The sequence below is a fragment of the Bradyrhizobium sp. 137 genome, assembly GCF_023074095.1.
GTDB lineage: Bacteria > Pseudomonadota > Alphaproteobacteria > Rhizobiales > Xanthobacteraceae > Bradyrhizobium.
The window spans coordinates 1-17,757 of sequence record NZ_JADPKU010000078.1 but is presented as its reverse complement, the minus strand read 5'-3'; the positions used below and the strand labels follow the sequence as shown (position 1 = coordinate 17,757).

Sequence of the window (17,757 nt, the reverse complement as noted above, 5' to 3'; positions counted from 1 at the left end):
CGAGCGCACCTTTGCATGGTTCGGAAGATGCCGGCGCCTCTCCAAAGACTTCGAACGCTCTGCCGCTACCGAGCTCGCTTGGCTGCTCGCCGCCCATCTCAGGCTCCTAATTCGCCGTCTAGCCAGACCTTGATAGCGTCCACGCGCTTTTTGAGTCAGGCTCTCAGGGAGGCAATACGGAGGGCAAGTTTGAACACGATGATGTAATTGCGGTTGTCGCCCACGGCACGAAAGGTCCGCTATCTTCAAGCCTTACCGCAATCTTACCAATCGGAGGGCTATGAAGCAGTATGCTGGTCTGGATGTCTCGCAAAATAAAACCTCAGTATGCGTGGTCAACGAAGTAGGTCAGGTCTTGTTCGAGGGGAAGGCCAAGTCCGACCCGGGGCACTCACCGCGCTGCTCCGCAAACGGGCGCCGCATGCGGATCGCATCGGATTTGAGACCGGAGCGATGGCGAGTTGGCTATGGCATGAACTTCGTAGAGTCGATCTCCCGGTGGTTTGCATCGACGCGCGGCACGCGCACGCGGCTTTATCCGTACGCATGAACACAAGCGATCAAAGTGATGCTCGAGGTCTGGTCGAACTGGTGCGGGTTGGCTGGTATCGAGAAGTCAAAGTCAAGAGCGAGGACAGTCAGAGGATCCGCGCGATACTCGTCGCGAGATCCCGGCTGGTGGCCATTCGTCGAGATATCGAGAACCAGGTCCGCAGTCTGACCAAGGAATACGGCTTGCTGTTCCCGCGCGCGATCGGTCTGCAGTTTCGCAATCAGGTCCGCAAGCTATTGGGCGAAGGTCATCTGCTCCTCGCCGTGAGCGCGGCTGTCGCGGCGGCAATCACTCCCTGGAATTTTCCTGTCGCCATGATTACGCGAAAGGCCGGCGCCGCTCTGGTGGCCGGCTGCCCGGTCGTCGTGAAGCCTGCGCCCGAGACGCCGCTCTCCACGCTTGCGTGGCGAGGTAGGCTGAAGAGGCTGGAGTTCCGCGCGGTGTGCTTCAAGTGCTGGTCGGCAATCCGATCGAACTCTCGAAGCCTCTGTTGCGGGATGCGAGGGTCGGAGCCCTGTCGTTCACGGGGTCTACAGACGTCGGTTGTTTGCTACTGGAGGGAGCCGCGCAGACTGTAAAGAAGGCGTCGCTCGAGCTGGGAGGGCATGCCCCCTTTATCATCTTTGACGACGTCGATCTCGATAAGGCCATCAAGTGCGCGGTGGCCGCAAAGTGGGCCACGTCGGGACAGGATTGCCTGGCGGCCAATCGCATCTACGTACCAAGAGGCAATTATAGTGCCTTTGTCGAAAAGCGGCTGAGCGCAATGCTGCGGAGTGCGAGGGCCCGACACTCGGCGGGCCTCATTGTCGTTCATGGCGGCTCTCTGACGTGTCCATGCGGAACTCGCCCCAGCAACGTCGCGCAGCAGGTCGGCCACAGCGACGCCACGCTGGATCGCCGGGACCGCCATTTACGGGATTGCTGCTTTTCGAAGAAGATGACTGACAGAACTTGACATCTATCCGGGCGGATCAAGCCCATCAAGAGAGGTAGGTTCGCCAATGATTCAGATACGTAATAATCGCTGGTGATCGAACAGAACGCGACATCGAACAGAACGCGATCTGTACATGATTGAACAGAACGCGAAACGCCACCATGATCATCTAGGAAGCGACATGAAGCAAGCCTCGACGGACCATGCGCCAACCAGGGGAGCTGAGCTTGATGCCCGATCAAAGGAGATACGCCGGAGAATTTTGGAAGTACTGGCGATGCGGAAAGTTGCCGGACATATCGGTCCCGCATTCTCGATAATCGAAATTCTTCTTGTGCTGTATGACGAATTCATCCGATTGCCCCAAGCGGCTGCGGAAATTGACGACCGCGACCGATTCATTCTGAGCAAAGGGCATGGGTGCCTCGCCTTATACGCGGTGCTCGAATACAAGGGCCTAATCTTACCCGAATTGCTGGATAGCTATGGTTCAGTGGGTGCGCCGCTCGGCGGGCTCCCGGAGCGGAACATCGCGCGCGGCATCGAGGCCACCACAGGGACGCTCGGCCACGGGCTGCCGATGGCCGTCGGCATGGCCCTAGCTGGCCGGATAACTGAGAAGCCGTTTCACGTCTATGTGCTGGTTGGCGATGGAGAGCTAAACGAAGGTGCAAATTGGGAAGCAGCGTTTCACGCCGTAAAGCATCAACTCTCAAACCTTACTGTTTTAGTTGACCGAAATAATCAGCAGTGTAGCGGGCCAGCGGAGAGCGTGTTGCCAATGCCCTATATGTCGGCGCTCTGGCGTGAGATTGGCTTCAACGTTCATCACGTTCCCGGCCACGACCCCCACGCTATTCGGGAGGCATTATTGATTCCACTGTCTACTCCGCGTCCAAGAGTGATCGTCTGCGAGACGACAAAGGGAAAGGGATTAGGAGAGTTCGAGGAGAGCGCTGAATGGCATTGCAGGCAAGTTCCAACGCTCAGCGAAATCACATCTCTATTCTAGTTAGATCGGTGACCGACCGTGCGAGAGACATTCAGTAAGACGCTCCAGAGCTTGGCAGCCCGCGATACCCGAATTGTGTATGTTGGATGCGATCTCGGTTATAATACCATGGTGGAGTTTGAGGCTGCTTTTCCACGCCGCTTCTTTATGGAGGGAGTGGCAGAGCAATACGTGGCCGGTATGGTGGCTGGGCTGGCGAGCGGCGGTCTTATTCCATATGTGCAGTCCGTTGCGACTTTCATCACGAGAAGAGCGTTCGAACAGCTATTCATCGACATAGGCCTTCAACGACTTCGTGTGCGCATCGTCGGATCTGGAGGTGGCCTAGTCTTTTCTGCGCTTGGTCCCACGCACACGGCTCTTGAAGATATCGCTCTGCTGCGTCAAATTCCAAACATGGGAATATGCGTCCCTCGAACCAGTGAAGAGTTGGAACATCTCCTAGTATCGACGGTAGAGTGGGATGGACCTCTATACATACGTTTGGGTAGTGGCGTCGATAATGGTGACCGAAATCCAATCGGCCAGATGGGACGCGCCTGTCTCCTGCGACGTGGTAAAGGCGCTTTAATCATATCTACTGGCGTTGTGAGCTCTTCCATCTGTGACATTGCGCCGTTGTTGGTGCAGGGAGGCCTTGATCCGGAGATACTCCATTTTTCGACTCTCAGGCCACTTGATTCGGGTTCCCTCTGCGAGGCGGCCCGGCGGGCTGACCAAATCGTCGTTATCGAGGAGCATGATCGGGCGGGCGGATTAGGGAGCGTGGTCATCGAGACGCTAGCCGACGCAAAAATATTGCGGCCTACGACTCGTATCGGTACTTGGTTTGAGCCCGCGTTGAGTTATGGCGACCCTATGGAGGCCAGTATTAACTTTCGTCTTCGCGGGCCAGCTCTAGCAAACGCCATCTTGGCAGCATTAGGCGGTTCGCACCCCATCTGCCGCTAGGCGAATAGCGGCGGAAGAGCCTTTCCAGGAGCAGCTGAGAACTCGAGCTGACCCTAAATGATTCGACCCGACAAAACGTGAAGCTGGAATTGGGCATGACGCTCAACATCAAACCAGTGATCGCTGGTCCCGACGGTGGGGTGTATCACGTTGAGGGGTTCGCCGTCAGAATCGGGACGACCTGCGCTTGCACACCGCGCATTGGGTCGTCCGGTTCCCGCTATTGACGCCCGGATCCGGATGTAAGAGGAGCGTTTTCTTGCCCGAATTGACTCGGACCAGCCTTCGCGAATTTGGCACGCTGTCGCTTCGGCCGGCCCACCTGTCCCGACGTTGAGACTATCTCGAGACGCTTGCAGGGATAAAGGAGCTTCCAGTCATGCTCGCGTGGTCGCATCATCTTCAGCGGCTGCTCGGCGGTCGCGCGGACGCCAACGCCCTGAGGATGCGAAACTGGGAAGGCCGGCTTGAGGCGGTCGCGCGCGAGTACCCGAGAGGCGCTGATCGGCCTTTTTCATCGGGAGAGCATGGATCCGTTGCGACCAGGCAAGATGGCAACCTATCCTCCAGGAACCGACTAACGAATTGATCGCAAGGAGCCGGTCGTTACGTGTTCGCGCTGAGTGACCTGCCACTGAAATTTCATCTAGCAGCGGTTAGGGTGTCGGGGTTTGTGCAGCGAGACCGAACTTTGGACCGCCCAGAACTAGGTTTTTCGCGCGCCGTCGGGTGCTGACATGTGTCCGGCCTCTGATGCGACCTTTGTATGCCGCCGGCCCCGTATGGGAGTTCGCAGCGCGGGTCCAATTCAGTGATGCGCGCTCGACGCGCGTGTCCATAACCTGGTTTTCTTGATCCGGTCTCTGACCGTTGCGCCATACTGTCGGTTCGACCTTCTCACACGGTAAGGAGTAGTGCAGCTAGCTCGCCAGAGACGGAGCTCGATCCGTTCCGCCTCTTGCCATCAATGTCCAAACTGTGCGCGCCATCTTGTTGGCAAGCGCGACAGTCACCAGCATGGGTGGCTTGCTATTCAACAGGTTCATGAGCCATGGATTAGAAAAACCCCTGCGCCTTGCCCATCGCACCGCAGCACTTGCGCCGATGATCAATAGTCTGCGTAGTGTCCGCTCACCCATTCGAGAGGTCGTACCGAGCTTCTGCTTTCCTCGGGTTGAGCGCTGCAGCGGCGTTAGACCGAGCCAAGCTGCAAAATAACGGCCTTTCTTGAAGGCCTGAGCAGCCGGGGCTAATGCAACAAGCGCTGTCGCGGTAATAGCCCCTATCCCGGAAATTGTCATCAATCGCTTGGCTTCCATATCCGCTTTAACACGACTGGCGAGTTCTTGGTCTCATTGGGCGATCTTCTCATCCAGAGACTGCAACTCGATACGACCTCTCACTTTGATCGCCGCGCCGCACTGGTTCGTCGGAAGTGGTTCCTGGCGGCGGCGCTGGCGCAGCCTAAGGTTACGAAGCTCCTGTCGAGCAATCCCTTCTCGGTCGATGGCACGCCTCTTCGACAAGATCGAGGAACTCGCTGTCCAGACGTCCATCTGGACGATGCACCAGCTGGACGATGCACCAGCGGCCGGTAAAGGGCTTCCGAACCCGGGCACCGTGGCTATCAGGCGGCTAACGCGATCAGCTCGGGCAGCCGCACCAGATTGTGGGCGGCAGCAGCGAAGGTATAGGCCCATCCGGCGCGCTCACGGCCCGGAAGCAGGTGTTCTCTTGCCCGGCGACCGCCTTGATCCAGCCGAATGCCTCCTCGATGCGCTTGCGGATGCGCGGGCTGACGGCATAGCCGCCGTGCCGGGTCGTTCGCCCGTCCGGAGCTGCGGCCGCTGGTGTTCTGCGCAACATGCGGCGTCACGTTCATCGAGCGCAGCTCGTTGACGAAGTCTTCTGCGTCGAAGGCTTTGTCGGCGCCAAGCTGATCGCTGTCGGCCGGCCGGCACGCGGCTCGATCTGTGCAGCGCGGCCACCCGTTCAGCGTGCCCGTTCGCCAGCGTCAGGCAGGCGTCGACCAGCAAGCCGTGGCGGTTCTCCATCAGCCCGTACCCAATGAAGCACAGCTTCGTCTCCTTGCCTTTACCCTTGCGGTATAGCCTGGCATCGGGATCGGTGGTTAGAGCATGGCGATTCAACCTTCGTTTGAGAACACGGCTGAGTTCTTCAACAGCTTGCTAGCTAGCGACGTTTACGATTTTCGAAGCCATGCATTCGGAGCACAAGTAACGTTTCTACCAAATGCATCCGTGTAATAAGTATCGATCAGGAATCCTGATTGCTCGACCAAGTGTAAGCCATCGATAATCTCCTTATCTGCTCTTATTGGATCATCCTCAATTACATAATAATCTCCTGACACTAGAAAGTCCCTCAGGTAAGAAAATATGGAGAATATTTGCACGTGCGCATCGTCGATTACAATCCAAGGATGAGGTAGTCTCGTCAGAAGGTCTTTATCGAAGGTGCTCACGTCCGAAAGATCAACCTGATGAAAGGAAAGAAGTGAGTGCTTTGCATTTTCATGTCGACATTTGGTTTGCACATCAAAGGAGTGCACTTCACCTGGCTTTTCGCAAAGGACTGACATCTGATCAGCGAACCACAGTCCGCTGCCACCCTGAAAAGAGCCGAGCTCTAGAATCGTCCTCGGTTGAAGTTCCCAAATAAGGCGCGTGTACAGAAGCAAGTCAAAAGGGGTCTTAATAGTTATTAGCCCTTTATACGTCAGCGCCAAGGCTCCAAGTTTTTTAGAGGAGGACCAGAATGGAAAAGTCCATGGGTGGATATGCGTTCTCCAGCCACGTTCCGATGGCTTTGCAAAGCGATCAGAATGGTCAGCGTTCACGACGCTGCTAATTCCGTCAAACATTCCCTGATCAAGAAGTCCGCCCGATCTTATTTGATCGGGATAGTTCTTGTGGGCAGCTTTCCAAAAGTCTTCATATCCGGAAGCGAGCTTCATGGGTCTATCTCCATACTGCGCGTCATTGTTTCACGATCGACCAATTATGTTTGGCTCTTTGCTCCTCATCTCAGCAATCGGTGTGCCAATCGCATGCATGCTTGACGAAGGAGAAATACGCATAGATGCCAGCCTGTCCGCTGGAATGACCGTGGTGCCCTGTCGGATTCCCGACACTGGTTTCGTTAATCGGACATCGATCGTGCGACAAAGATGTATTAAGACGATGCCCGTTACCTTTCGTGTGCCGACCTCGAGAGGTTCCTTGAGGACGACGCGCGCATTGGCGATCTCGCACCGAGCCGCGGCATTGGTGCTGACCTCAAATGAGCCATGTGGGACAGTGGGTAATGACGACCTGAGATAGGCGGTGCGGATTCCGGAGTGAAGCCGGCGGGCGTTCCGATCGATTATCGGCCACCGTTCCGATCTGAAGTCGGCCAGGATTCCGGTCAATAACCGGCCGGGAGGGGCCGCGACGAACCTGCCCTGGGTCAGCAACTTGGCATCAGCGCCTCGTGGTGAACGAGGAGAGCTCGATGCCGGCAAAGAGGGAAGGCTGACCATGAGACAATTGAGACAGATGCTGCGGCTTGCCGGCGGAAGCAGCGCCCGCGAGATTGCGGTGATGCTGGGGATCGCGCGCAGCACCGTCCAGGGCAATCTGAAGCGCGCCGCACCGGCCGGGCTGCGCTGGCCGTTGCCCGGGGGTTTGACGGACGATGCGCTCCAGAACAGGCTGTTCGCCCGTGCCGGCGTCAAGCTGGCGTGCGGCGTCGTCATGAGGCCAATTGGGCCGATCTCGCCGTCGAACTGAAGAAGCCCGGCGTCACGCTGCTCATTCTTTGGGAGGAGTATCGCACCGCCCATCCCGATGGCTACGGCTACAGCCGCTTCTGCGTCTGTTTCGCAATTTCGAGCAGCGACTGTCGCCGACGATGCGGCAGGAGCATGTGGCCGGCGTAAGGTTTTTGTCGACTATTCAGGCAAGAAGATCGCAATCGTCGATCGCCGCAGCGGCGAGATCCGCGAGGCCGAACTCTTTATCGGCGCTCTTGGCGCCTCCGGCTTCACCGTATGCGCATTTCGGGGATTGTGAGCGGCGATTTCAGGCGATCGTGAGCACTCGTTTCGTTTGATCGTGAGTAGGTATTTCACGCGATCATGAGCGGCCGCTTCGACCGACATGGTGATTGGTTCAGGAGTTTGAGTTTGCGTCAAGAGCTTGCTTGCGGGCGGTCTGCTTTCGCATGCTTTCTCCGGTAAGTTGAAGGCGGTGAGCGTTGTGAACGAGGCGATCCAGGATCGCATCGCCCAGGGTTGGGTCGCCAATGACGTCGTGCCAATGTTCGACGGGGATCTGGCTGGTGACGATGGTGGAGGCACGACCGTGGCGATCATCGAGGATCTCCAGAGGTCGCGCCGTTCGGGCGGATTGAGAACTGACAGGCCCCAATCGTCGAGGATGAGGAGTTGAACCCGCCCGAGGGTTTTGAGCAGGCGGCCATAGCGGCCGTCGCCGCGCGCGAGGGCGAGCGCCTCGAACAGGCGTGGGACGCGATGATACTGGACCGATCGGTTGTCGCGGCAGGCTTTGTGACCGAGGGCGCAGGCAATCCAGCTCTTGCCCAGCCCGGTTGCTCCGGTGACGAGCAGGTTCTCATTGCGATCGATCCAGTCGCCGCCGATGAGTCTGGCGAAGACGGCGCGGTCGATGCCGCGTGGCGTGCGCCAATCGACTCTTCCACGCATGCGCTCTGGCGCAGCGCGGCGAACTTGAGGCGCGTGGTGAGACGTTTGGTGTCGCGCTCGGCGGCTTCACGATCGACCAGCAGTCCGATGCGTTCCTCGAACGACAGGGCGTTGAGATCCGGTGATCGCCGCTGTTCCTCCAGGGCTTTGGCCATTCCGATCAAGCCGAGTGCGATCAGCCGTTCGTGGGTGGGATGCGTCAGCATTGAGACCGCGGATGTTGCCGTGGCGCAGGGGTTGGTGGTCGGATGTCTCGTCGAGGAACGCCCGATCGAGGCCGTTCTTGAGAATCGAACGGATCGAGGCGACGGAGCGAGCCTTGATGAGAATGCCGCGTCGGCAGGCTGCATCGACGCGCGCATGGTCGTAACTCCTGGTCAGCGACAGGATGCCGAGGCAGGTACGAAGGCCTTGCTCGGGATGCGGCCTTGCCGCGATGACGGCCTGGAAAAACGCCGCGGTAGAGGGCCCAATCCTCTTGCCGGCCGCGATCAGCCCTCCCGGCGTCCACTTGCCGTAGCGGCGATGGGCGCTCGGCATGTGATCGGCGATGGTGGTGTGGCCACGCCGGTTGGACGCACGGGCGTGGCTCGCGATCCTCTGACCCTTGTGGAAGATCTCGATCGTCTTGTCGGCGATACGCACATCGACGAGTTCTCGGATCAGCCGATAAGGGGTGGAATACCAATGCCCGTCGATCTCGACGTGGTAGTCGGGGGCGACACGGCAACGCTTCCAGCGCGCAAAGGCGTAGGGTTGCTCCGGCAGTTCTCCCAGCTTGGGACGATCGATCTCGGCGAACAGTTCCGCGCGGCTGGAGCCGAAACCGCGCATCTGGCGGGCGTTGAGTTCGCCGACCAGGACGTGGATGGCAGCGTTCAGTTCCGCCAGGGAAAAGAAGCGCTGATTGCGCAGGCGGGCCAGGATCCAGCGCTGCGCGATCTGGACGGCGACCTCGACCTTGGCCTTGTCCTTTGGTCGCCTTGGCCTCGCCGCCAGGGTCGCGGTGCCGTAATGGCCGGCCATCTCGGCATAGGTTCGGTTGATTCCAGGATCGTAACGATCGGGCTTGGTCACGGCGGCCTTGAGATTATCGCAGACCACGCACTTCGGCACGCCGCCGAGGTACCTGAACAGGTTGGCATGCACGCCGATCCAGTCGGACAGGCTCTCGCTTGGGCAAGCCTCGGCGTAGGTGTAGTTCGAGGCCCCCATCGCCGCGACGAACAGCTTCATGGCGCGCACTTCGCCGGTGATGGGATCGAAGATGCCGATGGTGTCGCCGGCGAAATCGACGAACACTTTCTCCCCGCCGATGTGGGTCTGACGCATGCTCGGGCGCGCACGCTGCTTCCAGGCCTCGAAGGTCGTGCAAAACCAGGTATAGCCGAAGCCGTCGGGATTGGCGGCGCGATACTCTTCCCACAACAGCAACCGTGTCACACTGCGGCGGCGCAACTCCTTCTCCACATAAACCCAATCGGGGGCCGGTCGCCGGTCGCTTTGCGACGCTGCTGCCGGCGCCGGGAACAGCAGTAGCTCCAGCCCCTCGTCGTCGATGCCCTCCGGCAGCGGCCAGGCCCAACCCGACAAGGCGGGCGCGTCGCACGTAACCATGGACGACGCCATTGCTTATTCCCCAACGTCCGCGCAATGACGCGCTCGGTCAGGCCCTGGTGCCTCAAACGTAGAACTTCTCTGATCCGGCGCATCGACAATCTCTGGGTAGGCATCGGGCTTCCTCATTGCTTGAATGAGAACTCCGTAGCCCGGTTGAGTTGTCGGCCGAAGCGATTGGCACCGCCAAAAAGGTGCTCACGATCGCCTGAAATCGCTGCTCACGATCCTCTGAAATCGTTGCTCACGATCGCCTGAAATACCTGCTCACGATGCTCTGAAATCCGTGCTCACGATCCCGCGAAACGCGCAACCGTAGGCGTGGCGCTGAGGCCCTTCAGATTGTTTGTGCGCAGTCTTGGGAGCGCCGTTAGAAGAGTTATCTTCCGCAAGGGTGCTCACAATGGACGTACCATTCGGCCGACATAAGACGACCGTTCGCCGCGTATCGAAGTGTATGCTGGCGTAGGTCGAAAGCACTGGCCGGATGATTTGAAGGCCCAGATTGTCGCGGAAAGCCTTGAGCGAGGCGCGGTTGTAACGGATTTTGCACGCCGCCATGGCTGCCAGCCAGAGGCAGGTGCATGACTGGCCGCGACGCTGCTCCGGTGACGGCGCACGTGCGGCCCATGCCAGGACGCGGGCGCTTCTGATGTGTCGGTCACCGCAGTTCTCGGCGAAGCCGAGGTAGCCCCTCAGCAGGATTTGCTGGAGGCGGAACTTGAACCCGAGCGACTGCTGCTGGTCCACATACTTGGCAAGATATTTGCTCAGCATCACGCATCTGCCGGCCAAGGCTGCGCGATCTGCAGCAGCATCGTCACGTCGACTTTGGCATAGTGCGCGCATGTCCGGCAAGCAGTGGCGCAGCACGGCACCAACCGTGTCGAGCGTCGCGCCGCCCCGCAGCATGGCGGTCGCGGCCGAATGCCGAAGCAGGTTGGCCCCATTCGACGGAGCAGTGATACCGGCCTTTCGTATTGCACAACGCACAATGTCAGAGACTGCGCTCGACCTTGTCAGTGGCCGGATTGGTGCATTCGACATGAAACGATTCGACTATCGACGACGTGCGATCGGGCTTGATCAAGATAAGCGAGCACGGCATCACCGGCGTCTTGCGGCAATGGTAATCTCGTTTCCCGGCGTCCCTTGCCACGAACCGACAGCGTCGCTTGTTGCCAATCAATATCGGTGAGACGAAGAGAGAGAATGTCGCCGGCTCGCAAACCCAGTCGCGCCAGCAGCAGCAGAATTGCCCGATCACGCACGCCGGTCGCCGTGTTCTGATCGCACGTTGCAATTAACATCTGGACATCTGACGAGCCGATGTATCGCGTAAGCGACGACAGTCGCCACTGCGGAATGATTGGCACGGCCTGATCGAGTCCCGCACGGCACCCCCGCGCACCGAGGAACCGTAGATATCCTCTGAGCACCATCGTCATCGTCTTCACGTAGCCAGAGACACCCGCTTCGTCTCTGCAATGATCACGTCGCGAATGAGCGGGGCATTCCAGCTTCGCGGCTTGCTATCAAGCGCCGGGAGCAGCCGCATGACCATGCGACCGTGTCGACCTATTGTCAGCTCTGTGACGCCGCGATGCTGCCGTAGCCAGTCCTGGAACTCGACCACCCGCCGGTCGAGCGTCGGCAATGCGAGCTTCGGCTTGCGCTGAACAATCCCGCACTCGCCGAGAAACTCGACGAACCGGCGCACCCGCCTCACGTACTTATCGGACACGCCCTTCTCGCGACGGACGCCGGGGCGTCGACAGCGATGCCGACCAAACCGATCGGTGACGCCATCACCCAAACGCCGTCAGGTGCCGTCGGAACTCCGTCACCACCGGGGTGAGATCGCCGGCCTTCTTGGCTGGATCGCTCGGCAGCTCATCAGGCAAATCACTGATTGCATGCTTCGCGCCCCGATACAGCGAAGATCTTATATCCTTTACGCGAAGGCTTTGGGCTGCGGGATTCGAGGCGCGTGCATACGCGTCCAATCCATGCCGGCCAGAAGCGCAGACAACTGCGCCGCGTTCATCCGCATGACGCCGTCAACGATGGGGTGCCATCTGAAGCCGCTGCTATCCAGCCGCTTCCAATATATCAAAAGGCCATCCCAGACGACAATCTTCACTCGATCGGCGCACCGCCGCGCCCTTCATCGGGTCATGGCCCAGAGTCTCCTTCGCCAAGCGCGCCAAGCCATCGCACCTTTACGAATATGTGGTGCACCACATAACCGCAATTATGTTGAGCCCACGATTATGCAGAGTGTGCGGCCGTTCGATCCGAGACCCGCTCTGTTATCAACAATTTAGTTCCTACTGCCCTCTTCCTCGCTCCGCATATCTGAGGCCTCCCTTTGTGTCTTGATGGCAACGAAAGGGAGACAAGGATGATCAAGTCGAGAGAGAATTCCTTGAGGATCGCAGCGATTGCCGTGTCCGATAATTGCCTCGCCAATACGCGAACGAGATCGAGGACATCGGCTTCGAGCGTGTCTGTCCGACCTTGTTCTTTTTGACCGTCAATTGGGTATGGTCGCCGCCTTGCCAGTGAATGATGAGCGCCAATGTATCACCCACGACATCGACGATGATCTCTTTGCCAAACAGCCTGGTGATCTTCTTGCGTGTCTCGACGGACCCCGGGACTGTTCCACGCCTTGGTCAAATCCTTGCCGAGAGTCATCAGCCTCGCGCGATCCGCGGCGGAAAGCCTGGAGTATGCTGCACCTGTTTGAGGGTCTCGAGCTGTGCCTCCAGGTCGCGCAGTTGAACCAGCTTCTCGTTCCAGCGCCGCTCCAACTCGCTGGCGACCAGACGATTATCAGGATCGGCGGCGCCGTGCTGCCGCCGTGCCCGAGCGGCTTCGTATTGAGCGTGCTGGATTGCGTTCTCGATGTGTTGGCGCTTGTCGCAATGATGCACGCCTGGCCCTCCATCGCGGCCAGCGCCGCTTCAATCCCAAGAGGTTGCAGTCGATCGAGCACCTCACGGGCGATAGCGCCATCGACACGCATGCCGCCAAAACCGATGCACATGCTGGCTGCTTTGGTGCCGAACGCACCACGACAGACGTACCGCTGTGTATTCCCGCCCTTTCCCGTGTACTGGATGTGCGGGCGTCGGCCAAAGCGCGCGCAACGGAACAACCCGGGCAGCAAGGCCTCGCCGCGCCTATGGAGCCGCGACCCATATAGCTCTTCCCATTGGCGTTCTCGGCAATCAGATGCTGATTCCGCTCGAACTCGGCCCAAGTAATATAGCTCGCGTGATGATCGTGGATCAAAACCTCCCAGTCCCTCCAATTGCGCCGGAGTGTGTCGCGCGTGATCCGCTTGCGCCCGTCCTTGATCGTAACTCGTGTCTCCCGCCGACCATAGGCGTAAGAGCCAGCGTATACCGGATTCGACAGCATGTGGTGCAGTGTGGACGGTTGCCTTCCATTCGACCGCGCGTTTTCCGCAACGTGGGCCAATCTCGGCCGTTCCGGGCAAGGCGTGATGCCTCAAGCGATGCCACGGCGCCAACCGGTTCTTCGCAAATCGGGGACAGCAGCTTCTCGAAGCCTCGTCGGACCGTTCCGCCACCGGAGCGGCCGAGATCATTTTCGACAAGCTGGACGTCTTCCCAGCCAAGCTGCCGCGCGCGTTCGACCAAGCCATACTGGCGTCGTTGGCTCTCGAGATTGTTGACGACCTGATACGCCGTGGATTGGCGGATGTATACGAACGCGGCGCGGGCCAGGTGCGCGGGCGTGATCTTACTCATTGCCTGCTCCCTTCTTGCCGTTGCCCTGGGGCTCGTTGGCCGGCTTGGTCGCGCTTCCGTTAGCAATAGTGTAGAAGCTCCACCGCCTTCCGGCGTTCGGGGCCACTCATATCGCCGGGCCCACCGGCGCGACGCGATGCTCGGATCACGCTGCGGCTCGACCTTCTTCGTTGCCGAACAGGGAGGCCCTTGCTGCACCAGTACGTTCATCGCGTCTTCTGGCGATTGTCCCGAGAGATCGGGCTGCGGCGCCCAGGTGATCGTACCGGGCCACGCGTGCACGACTTTCGTCATCGCTTCGCCATCCGACGCTGCTCGACTGGTATCGCGAAGGCAAGGACGTCGAGCAGCAACTCCCAGTCCTCTCTACTTACCTCGGCCACGCCTGCGTGCGTGATACCTACTGGTATCTCTCGGCCTGCCCCGAGTTGATGGAAGAGGCGGCGCGGCCTCTCGATCGGCGGTGGGAGGGGACGCCATGAAGCCCGCCTGCAATGTCGCCACGTTGATCGAGCGCTTCTTCACCGAGCGCCTCATGCAAGCGCAGTGTTAGCGCCAACACGATCGCCTCCTACAGGGACACGTTCCGGCGGCTGTTCATGTTCGCACAGGTGCAGCAGCCCCCATCGGCCCTGACGCTCACCGATTTGGACGCAACGTTCATCGGCGCGTTCCTAACCGATCTCGAGGTGAAGCGCAGCGCCAGCGCGAAGACGCTTAACCTGCGTCTGACCGCTATCCGATCCTTCTTCAGGTTCGTGTCCTTCGAGGAGCGGGCACACAGTGCGCTGATCCAGCGCGTGCTCGCCATACCGAGCAAGCGCCACGATAAGCGACAGGTGCACTTCCTGACGCGCCCCGAGATCGAGGCGGTTCTCGCAGCGGCCGATGGCCGCCGCGATCACACCTTGCTGCTGGTCGCGGCCCAGACGGGCTTACGCCTCTCCGAGCTGACTGGCCTTGACCGGGATGCCGTCCACCTCGGTTCTGGCGCACACGTACGATGCGTCGATAAAGGGCGGAACGAGCGGACCACTCCGCTGACGACACTCGCTCGCTGTGCACTCCAGGCATGGCTAAAAGAACCTTACGGAAAGGAGCAACAGCGGTGTTCCCCAACGTGCACGGGGGACGGCTCAGTGCCGACGGCGTCCAGTCGCTGCTGGGAAAGCATGTTCGTGTCGCTCACAAGAGTTGCCCGTCTTTGAAGGCCAAGCGCGTGTCACCGCATGTGCTGAGGCACAGCGCTGCGATGGAACTGCTGCAAGCCAGCGTCGACTTCTTCGTGATCGCGCTGTGGCTCGGTCATGAATCGGTCGAGACGACGCAGACGTACCTCGCCCTCAAGGAAGCTGTCTTGGCGAAGCTTAAGCCGTACGAGCGCGGCAAGCGAACCCGCTTCCAGCCGACCGGCCGCCTGCTCGCCTTCCTAGAGGCGCTCTGAACGACCAGACTATGCCGAATGGAATGGGGCAACCGTGCACGCGATCGACGGTGCCAGCGTGATAACGACGTGCCATACCGGACCCGTTCGGCACAGTTCGGCGGGCGGCATAAACGTGCAAACTCAATGGTGTTAGTGCCGAGCACTGGCTTACTGACGTCCTCGCGAAGCTCGTCAATGGTTGGCCTGCGGCACGACTAGATAACTGCTTCCCTGGGCATCGACTTATACGATGCATGCTCACGATCCGGGGCTGGCGGCATGAGCCTTAAGACGACCGCTCTCCCGACGTGCAACCGGAGGTGATGCGATGCCTCGTCGTACGATCACCCTGCGTCTTGATCGGCTGCATCGGAGGCTTCAGGCGGCGTTTGGCTGGATGGATAGCTATCTCTTCGAGTTCTCGCTGGCGAAGGACATTGAGGCATCCCTGATCCCGATGGTGATTTCGGCCTCCAGCCCATCGATGCCCGCAAGGCCCGGCTCTGCGATATCGTTCGCGAGACCGGCGCCAAGACGATCCATTATCTCTATGACTTCGGCGACAGCTGGGACCATGTGATCAAACTCGAAAAATGGTTCGACAACACGACAACGGACGGTCTTCCACTCTTGCTCGATGCTGCATGCCGCTCCGTAATGGGCCGCCATCATGCCGTAGCTGCGGTTGATCTCCGGATCGTAGAAGCTCGCCTGTGGCCCCGGATATTTTCATTGAGGAGACAATCGACACTGCTGAACACCCCACCATCGACCTGCTCGCGATCTCGGAATACACGGCATGGCTGCCGCCTTCCAGAACCTGCAGACACAGCCGGAAGCCCGCAGTCTCGAACACGGCGAATGGCTCGCCCTCTTATTTCCGTGCCGCGCGCGGTCTCGATCGCAACCTCTTCCTCAAGCTCGCAGGCTGCGACTTCATCCGCCAGCATCACAACTTCTGCTGATCGGGCCGGCCGGCATTGGCAAGAGTTGGCTCGCCTGCGCACTCGGCCACCAGGCCTGCCGCGAGGATCTCTCCGTCGACACACCGCGTGCCACGCCTCTTTGCCACGCTGGGTCTCTCCAGAGGCACGGTCGCTACGGCCGCCTGCTTAAGGCGCTGGCAAAGCCGGATCTGCTCATCCTCGACAATTGGGGACCGGAGAAGATCAGCGATGATCAGCGCCGCGATCTCCTCGAGATCATCAAAGATCGATACGCCTGCAGCTCGACCGTCGTCACCAGTCAAATCCCCGTCGATCACTGGTACGACGTCATCGGCAACCCAACCTCGCCGACGCCACCCTCGACCGCCTCGCCCACAATGCCTCCCCTGGCGTGGCTTTGACGAGCGGATCGGAGCGTCGTCGCTCTCGCTTTGGCGTCGCAATTGGTCTGTCGGTCGGGCGTCCTGCTCCTTGTGTCCACGCTGTTCGCAAGCTCGACAAAAACTGTTCAATCGGTGGCGCCGCAGTTCGATGGCTTGCTGGCACGACGTCAGTGAGATTGGCCAACTGCTCCTGCATGGCTCGGATGTCACGCAGTAAGGCGACCCGATCTAGGCCGGCATAGATTTTGTTGACGCGTGCGCGGAGGGCATCAGGCGTTCTTGCTTCGGCAACAAGCCGCTGATGTGGGGGCGTAGGGGCGCTGTACGTTTGTGACACGCGCTCCGTCGCGCTCCTTTCGGATCAATTTGAACAATGGCTGCAAAAAAGTTCACGAACCAGCGGGCCGAAAGGTAAAGCTGAGCCAGCAAAGCAGCCGCTTCGAGCCCCTCGAATCGACAAGCCGACCATTCGTCGGACCACCGCGCCGTGCTGCTGCAGCGCCAAACCGGGGCCAGGCCCGGGTTCGGAGCCTGGCTGGAAGCAGCATCGAAGCGGCTCCACTCGAATGTACTAGCTGTTGCCTTGGCCGCAAAACTCGCCGCGGGATGGCCTGGAGCATGCTCGCAAAAGGCCGTGACTACGAAGCGAGTTTCCTGGGCCACACTGCGTAGGACGTCGGACCCGGGAAGGAAGATCCACGATCCGATCGGAACAGCACACTATTCCGCCGAGGTTTGCGAAAGGGAAAGGACGAATGGAGAAACGGTTCCACCGACACTTCTGAAGCCTGGTTCGATTCGATGGCCTCCTTGAGGCCGGCGAGTTATTGGGGACAGAAGTGGGCGGATATCCATAATGGCTCTGAGCAACAACCTCAAATCAAAGCCGGATAGATTGGGGCAAACCGCTTCGCCCAATGTCGGTTCCTCTTGCAATGCGGGCGTGGTCCACAGATCGGTGTCAAGTTCTCCGTCACCACCTGCTGTCACAATGCCAAGATTGGCCAGTTCGTCGCCCATGTCAAGGCGCTGTCGCCTCGTTCTCGACTAAGGCTAACCGCGGCCACAATTCCCACACTACACGTTCGAGGTGTTCACATCAGCCAGAAGCGGCGGGAGCCCAAGATCAAACGCGAGCTGCGCCGCCGCTCGGCCATTGAGCCGGTCATCGGCGATCTCACCGTAAATCTGAACCCGGATCGGCCGAAGCGATCTTTCGTACCGCCAGCGCGATGCCGCCGTTGCCGTCATCGCTGCGCCCCAACTTTCGCCGTCTCCTCCGCTTGCTGGCGCTCTTGTTGCACCAAATGCTAGTCCAGCTCATGCTCGAGCTCGTCCCAAACTGAAGTTCTGGTTCTTCACGGACCCATCGGCTACGCCGCCGGTAAGACCTAAATTCCTCCTGTGCGGGCTGGTG

8 protein-coding genes and 13 pseudogenes are annotated in these 17,757 nt (G+C 59.6%); 10 read left to right on the top strand and 11 right to left on the bottom strand.

The features are described from left to right. The 3 genes and pseudogenes from IVA78_RS23555 to IVA78_RS23545 form a co-directional block, all read left to right on the top strand. Window positions 1-133 (top strand): annotated as a pseudogene (locus IVA78_RS23555) (IS5/IS1182 family transposase); the annotation flags it as partial. Between the two features lie 704 nt (window positions 134-837). Then, a pseudogene (locus IVA78_RS23550) lies at window positions 838-1,307 on the top strand (aldehyde dehydrogenase family protein); the annotation flags it as partial. Window positions 1,308-1,626: 319 nt separating this feature from the next. Next, window positions 1,627-2,505, top strand: a complete 879-nt coding sequence (locus tag IVA78_RS23545; RefSeq protein ID WP_247468206.1) for a transketolase — start codon at window positions 1,627-1,629, stop codon at window positions 2,503-2,505. A gap of 1,871 nt (window positions 2,506-4,376) precedes the next feature. Here the strand turns inward: IVA78_RS23545 and IVA78_RS23540 are convergent. The 3 genes and pseudogenes from IVA78_RS23540 to IVA78_RS23530 form a co-directional block, all read right to left on the bottom strand. Next, window positions 4,377-4,841 (bottom strand): annotated as a pseudogene (locus IVA78_RS23540) (transposase); the annotation flags it as partial. A 242-nt stretch (window positions 4,842-5,083) separates the two neighbouring features. Beyond that, window positions 5,084-5,597, bottom strand: a pseudogene (locus IVA78_RS23535) (transposase); the annotation flags it as partial. A gap of 62 nt (window positions 5,598-5,659) precedes the next feature. Further along, window positions 5,660-6,433 (bottom strand): CmcI family methyltransferase, encoded by a 774-nt coding sequence (locus IVA78_RS23530; protein WP_247468204.1) that lies wholly within the window; start codon window positions 6,431-6,433, stop codon window positions 5,660-5,662. Window positions 6,434-6,998: 565 nt separating this feature from the next. On the opposite strand from IVA78_RS23530, the gene IVA78_RS23525 reads away from it, so the two are divergent. Further along, entirely contained in the window at window positions 6,999-7,250 is a 252-nt protein-coding gene (locus IVA78_RS23525) for a helix-turn-helix transcriptional regulator (RefSeq protein ID WP_247468203.1), read from the top strand. A 381-nt stretch (window positions 7,251-7,631) separates the two neighbouring features. On the opposite strand, the pseudogene istB reads toward IVA78_RS23525, so the two are convergent. Together istB and istA are read right to left on the bottom strand one after the other, a co-directional pair. After that, a pseudogene (gene istB / locus IVA78_RS23520) lies at window positions 7,632-8,391 on the bottom strand (IS21-like element helper ATPase IstB). A 4-nt stretch (window positions 8,392-8,395) separates the two neighbouring features. Continuing rightward, window positions 8,396-9,918 (bottom strand): annotated as a pseudogene (istA, locus tag IVA78_RS23515) (IS21 family transposase); the annotation flags it as partial. Window positions 9,919-10,249: 331 nt separating this feature from the next. Between istA and IVA78_RS23510 the strand changes: the two are divergent. Continuing rightward, window positions 10,250-10,363 (top strand): annotated as a pseudogene (locus IVA78_RS23510) (transposase); the annotation flags it as partial. Between the two features lie 458 nt (window positions 10,364-10,821). Here the strand turns inward: IVA78_RS23510 and IVA78_RS23505 are convergent. From IVA78_RS23505 to IVA78_RS23485, 5 genes and pseudogenes are all read right to left on the bottom strand, one after another. Beyond that, complete coding sequence (locus IVA78_RS23505; RefSeq protein WP_247468201.1) at window positions 10,822-11,250, bottom strand: tyrosine-type recombinase/integrase; 429 nt, start codon at window positions 11,248-11,250, stop codon at window positions 10,822-10,824. Window positions 11,251-11,255: 5 nt separating this feature from the next. After that, window positions 11,256-11,546 (bottom strand): hypothetical protein, encoded by a 291-nt coding sequence (locus IVA78_RS23500; RefSeq protein ID WP_247468199.1) that lies wholly within the window; start codon window positions 11,544-11,546, stop codon window positions 11,256-11,258. Window positions 11,547-12,501: 955 nt separating this feature from the next. After that, on the bottom strand, window positions 12,502-12,741 hold the full coding sequence (locus IVA78_RS23495) for a hypothetical protein (protein WP_247468208.1): 240 nt from the start codon (window positions 12,739-12,741) through the stop codon (window positions 12,502-12,504). Then, window positions 12,641-13,231, bottom strand: a complete 591-nt coding sequence (locus tag IVA78_RS23490; protein ID WP_247468196.1) for a recombinase family protein — start codon at window positions 13,229-13,231, stop codon at window positions 12,641-12,643. Before IVA78_RS23490 ends, IVA78_RS23495 begins: the two co-directional genes overlap by 101 nt. A 101-nt stretch (window positions 13,232-13,332) precedes the next feature. Next, window positions 13,333-13,584, bottom strand: a pseudogene (locus IVA78_RS23485) (recombinase family protein); the annotation flags it as partial. A gap of 118 nt (window positions 13,585-13,702) precedes the next feature. Between IVA78_RS23485 and IVA78_RS34620 the strand changes: the two are divergent. The 5 genes and pseudogenes from IVA78_RS34620 to IVA78_RS23465 form a co-directional block, all read left to right on the top strand. Next, a pseudogene (locus IVA78_RS34620) lies at window positions 13,703-14,066 on the top strand (integrase); the annotation flags it as partial. Continuing rightward, a pseudogene (locus tag IVA78_RS23480) lies at window positions 14,063-15,028 on the top strand (tyrosine-type recombinase/integrase). The pseudogenes IVA78_RS34620 and IVA78_RS23480, both read left to right, overlap by 4 nt. 113 nt (window positions 15,029-15,141) lie before the next feature. After that, window positions 15,142-15,293, top strand: a pseudogene (locus IVA78_RS23475) (transposase domain-containing protein); the annotation flags it as partial. Window positions 15,294-15,454: 161 nt separating this feature from the next. After that, window positions 15,455-15,595: pseudogene (locus IVA78_RS34615) on the top strand (plasmid pRiA4b ORF-3 family protein); the annotation flags it as partial. A gap of 214 nt (window positions 15,596-15,809) precedes the next feature. Beyond that, entirely contained in the window at window positions 15,810-16,358 is a 549-nt protein-coding gene (locus IVA78_RS23465) for an ATP-binding protein (RefSeq protein ID WP_247468194.1), read from the top strand. On the opposite strand, the pseudogene IVA78_RS23460 reads toward IVA78_RS23465, so the two are convergent. Next, window positions 16,348-16,836, bottom strand: a pseudogene (locus IVA78_RS23460) (ISNCY family transposase); the annotation flags it as partial. The gene IVA78_RS23465 and the pseudogene IVA78_RS23460 overlap by 11 nt on opposite strands. Window positions 16,837-17,757 lie beyond the last annotated feature (921 nt).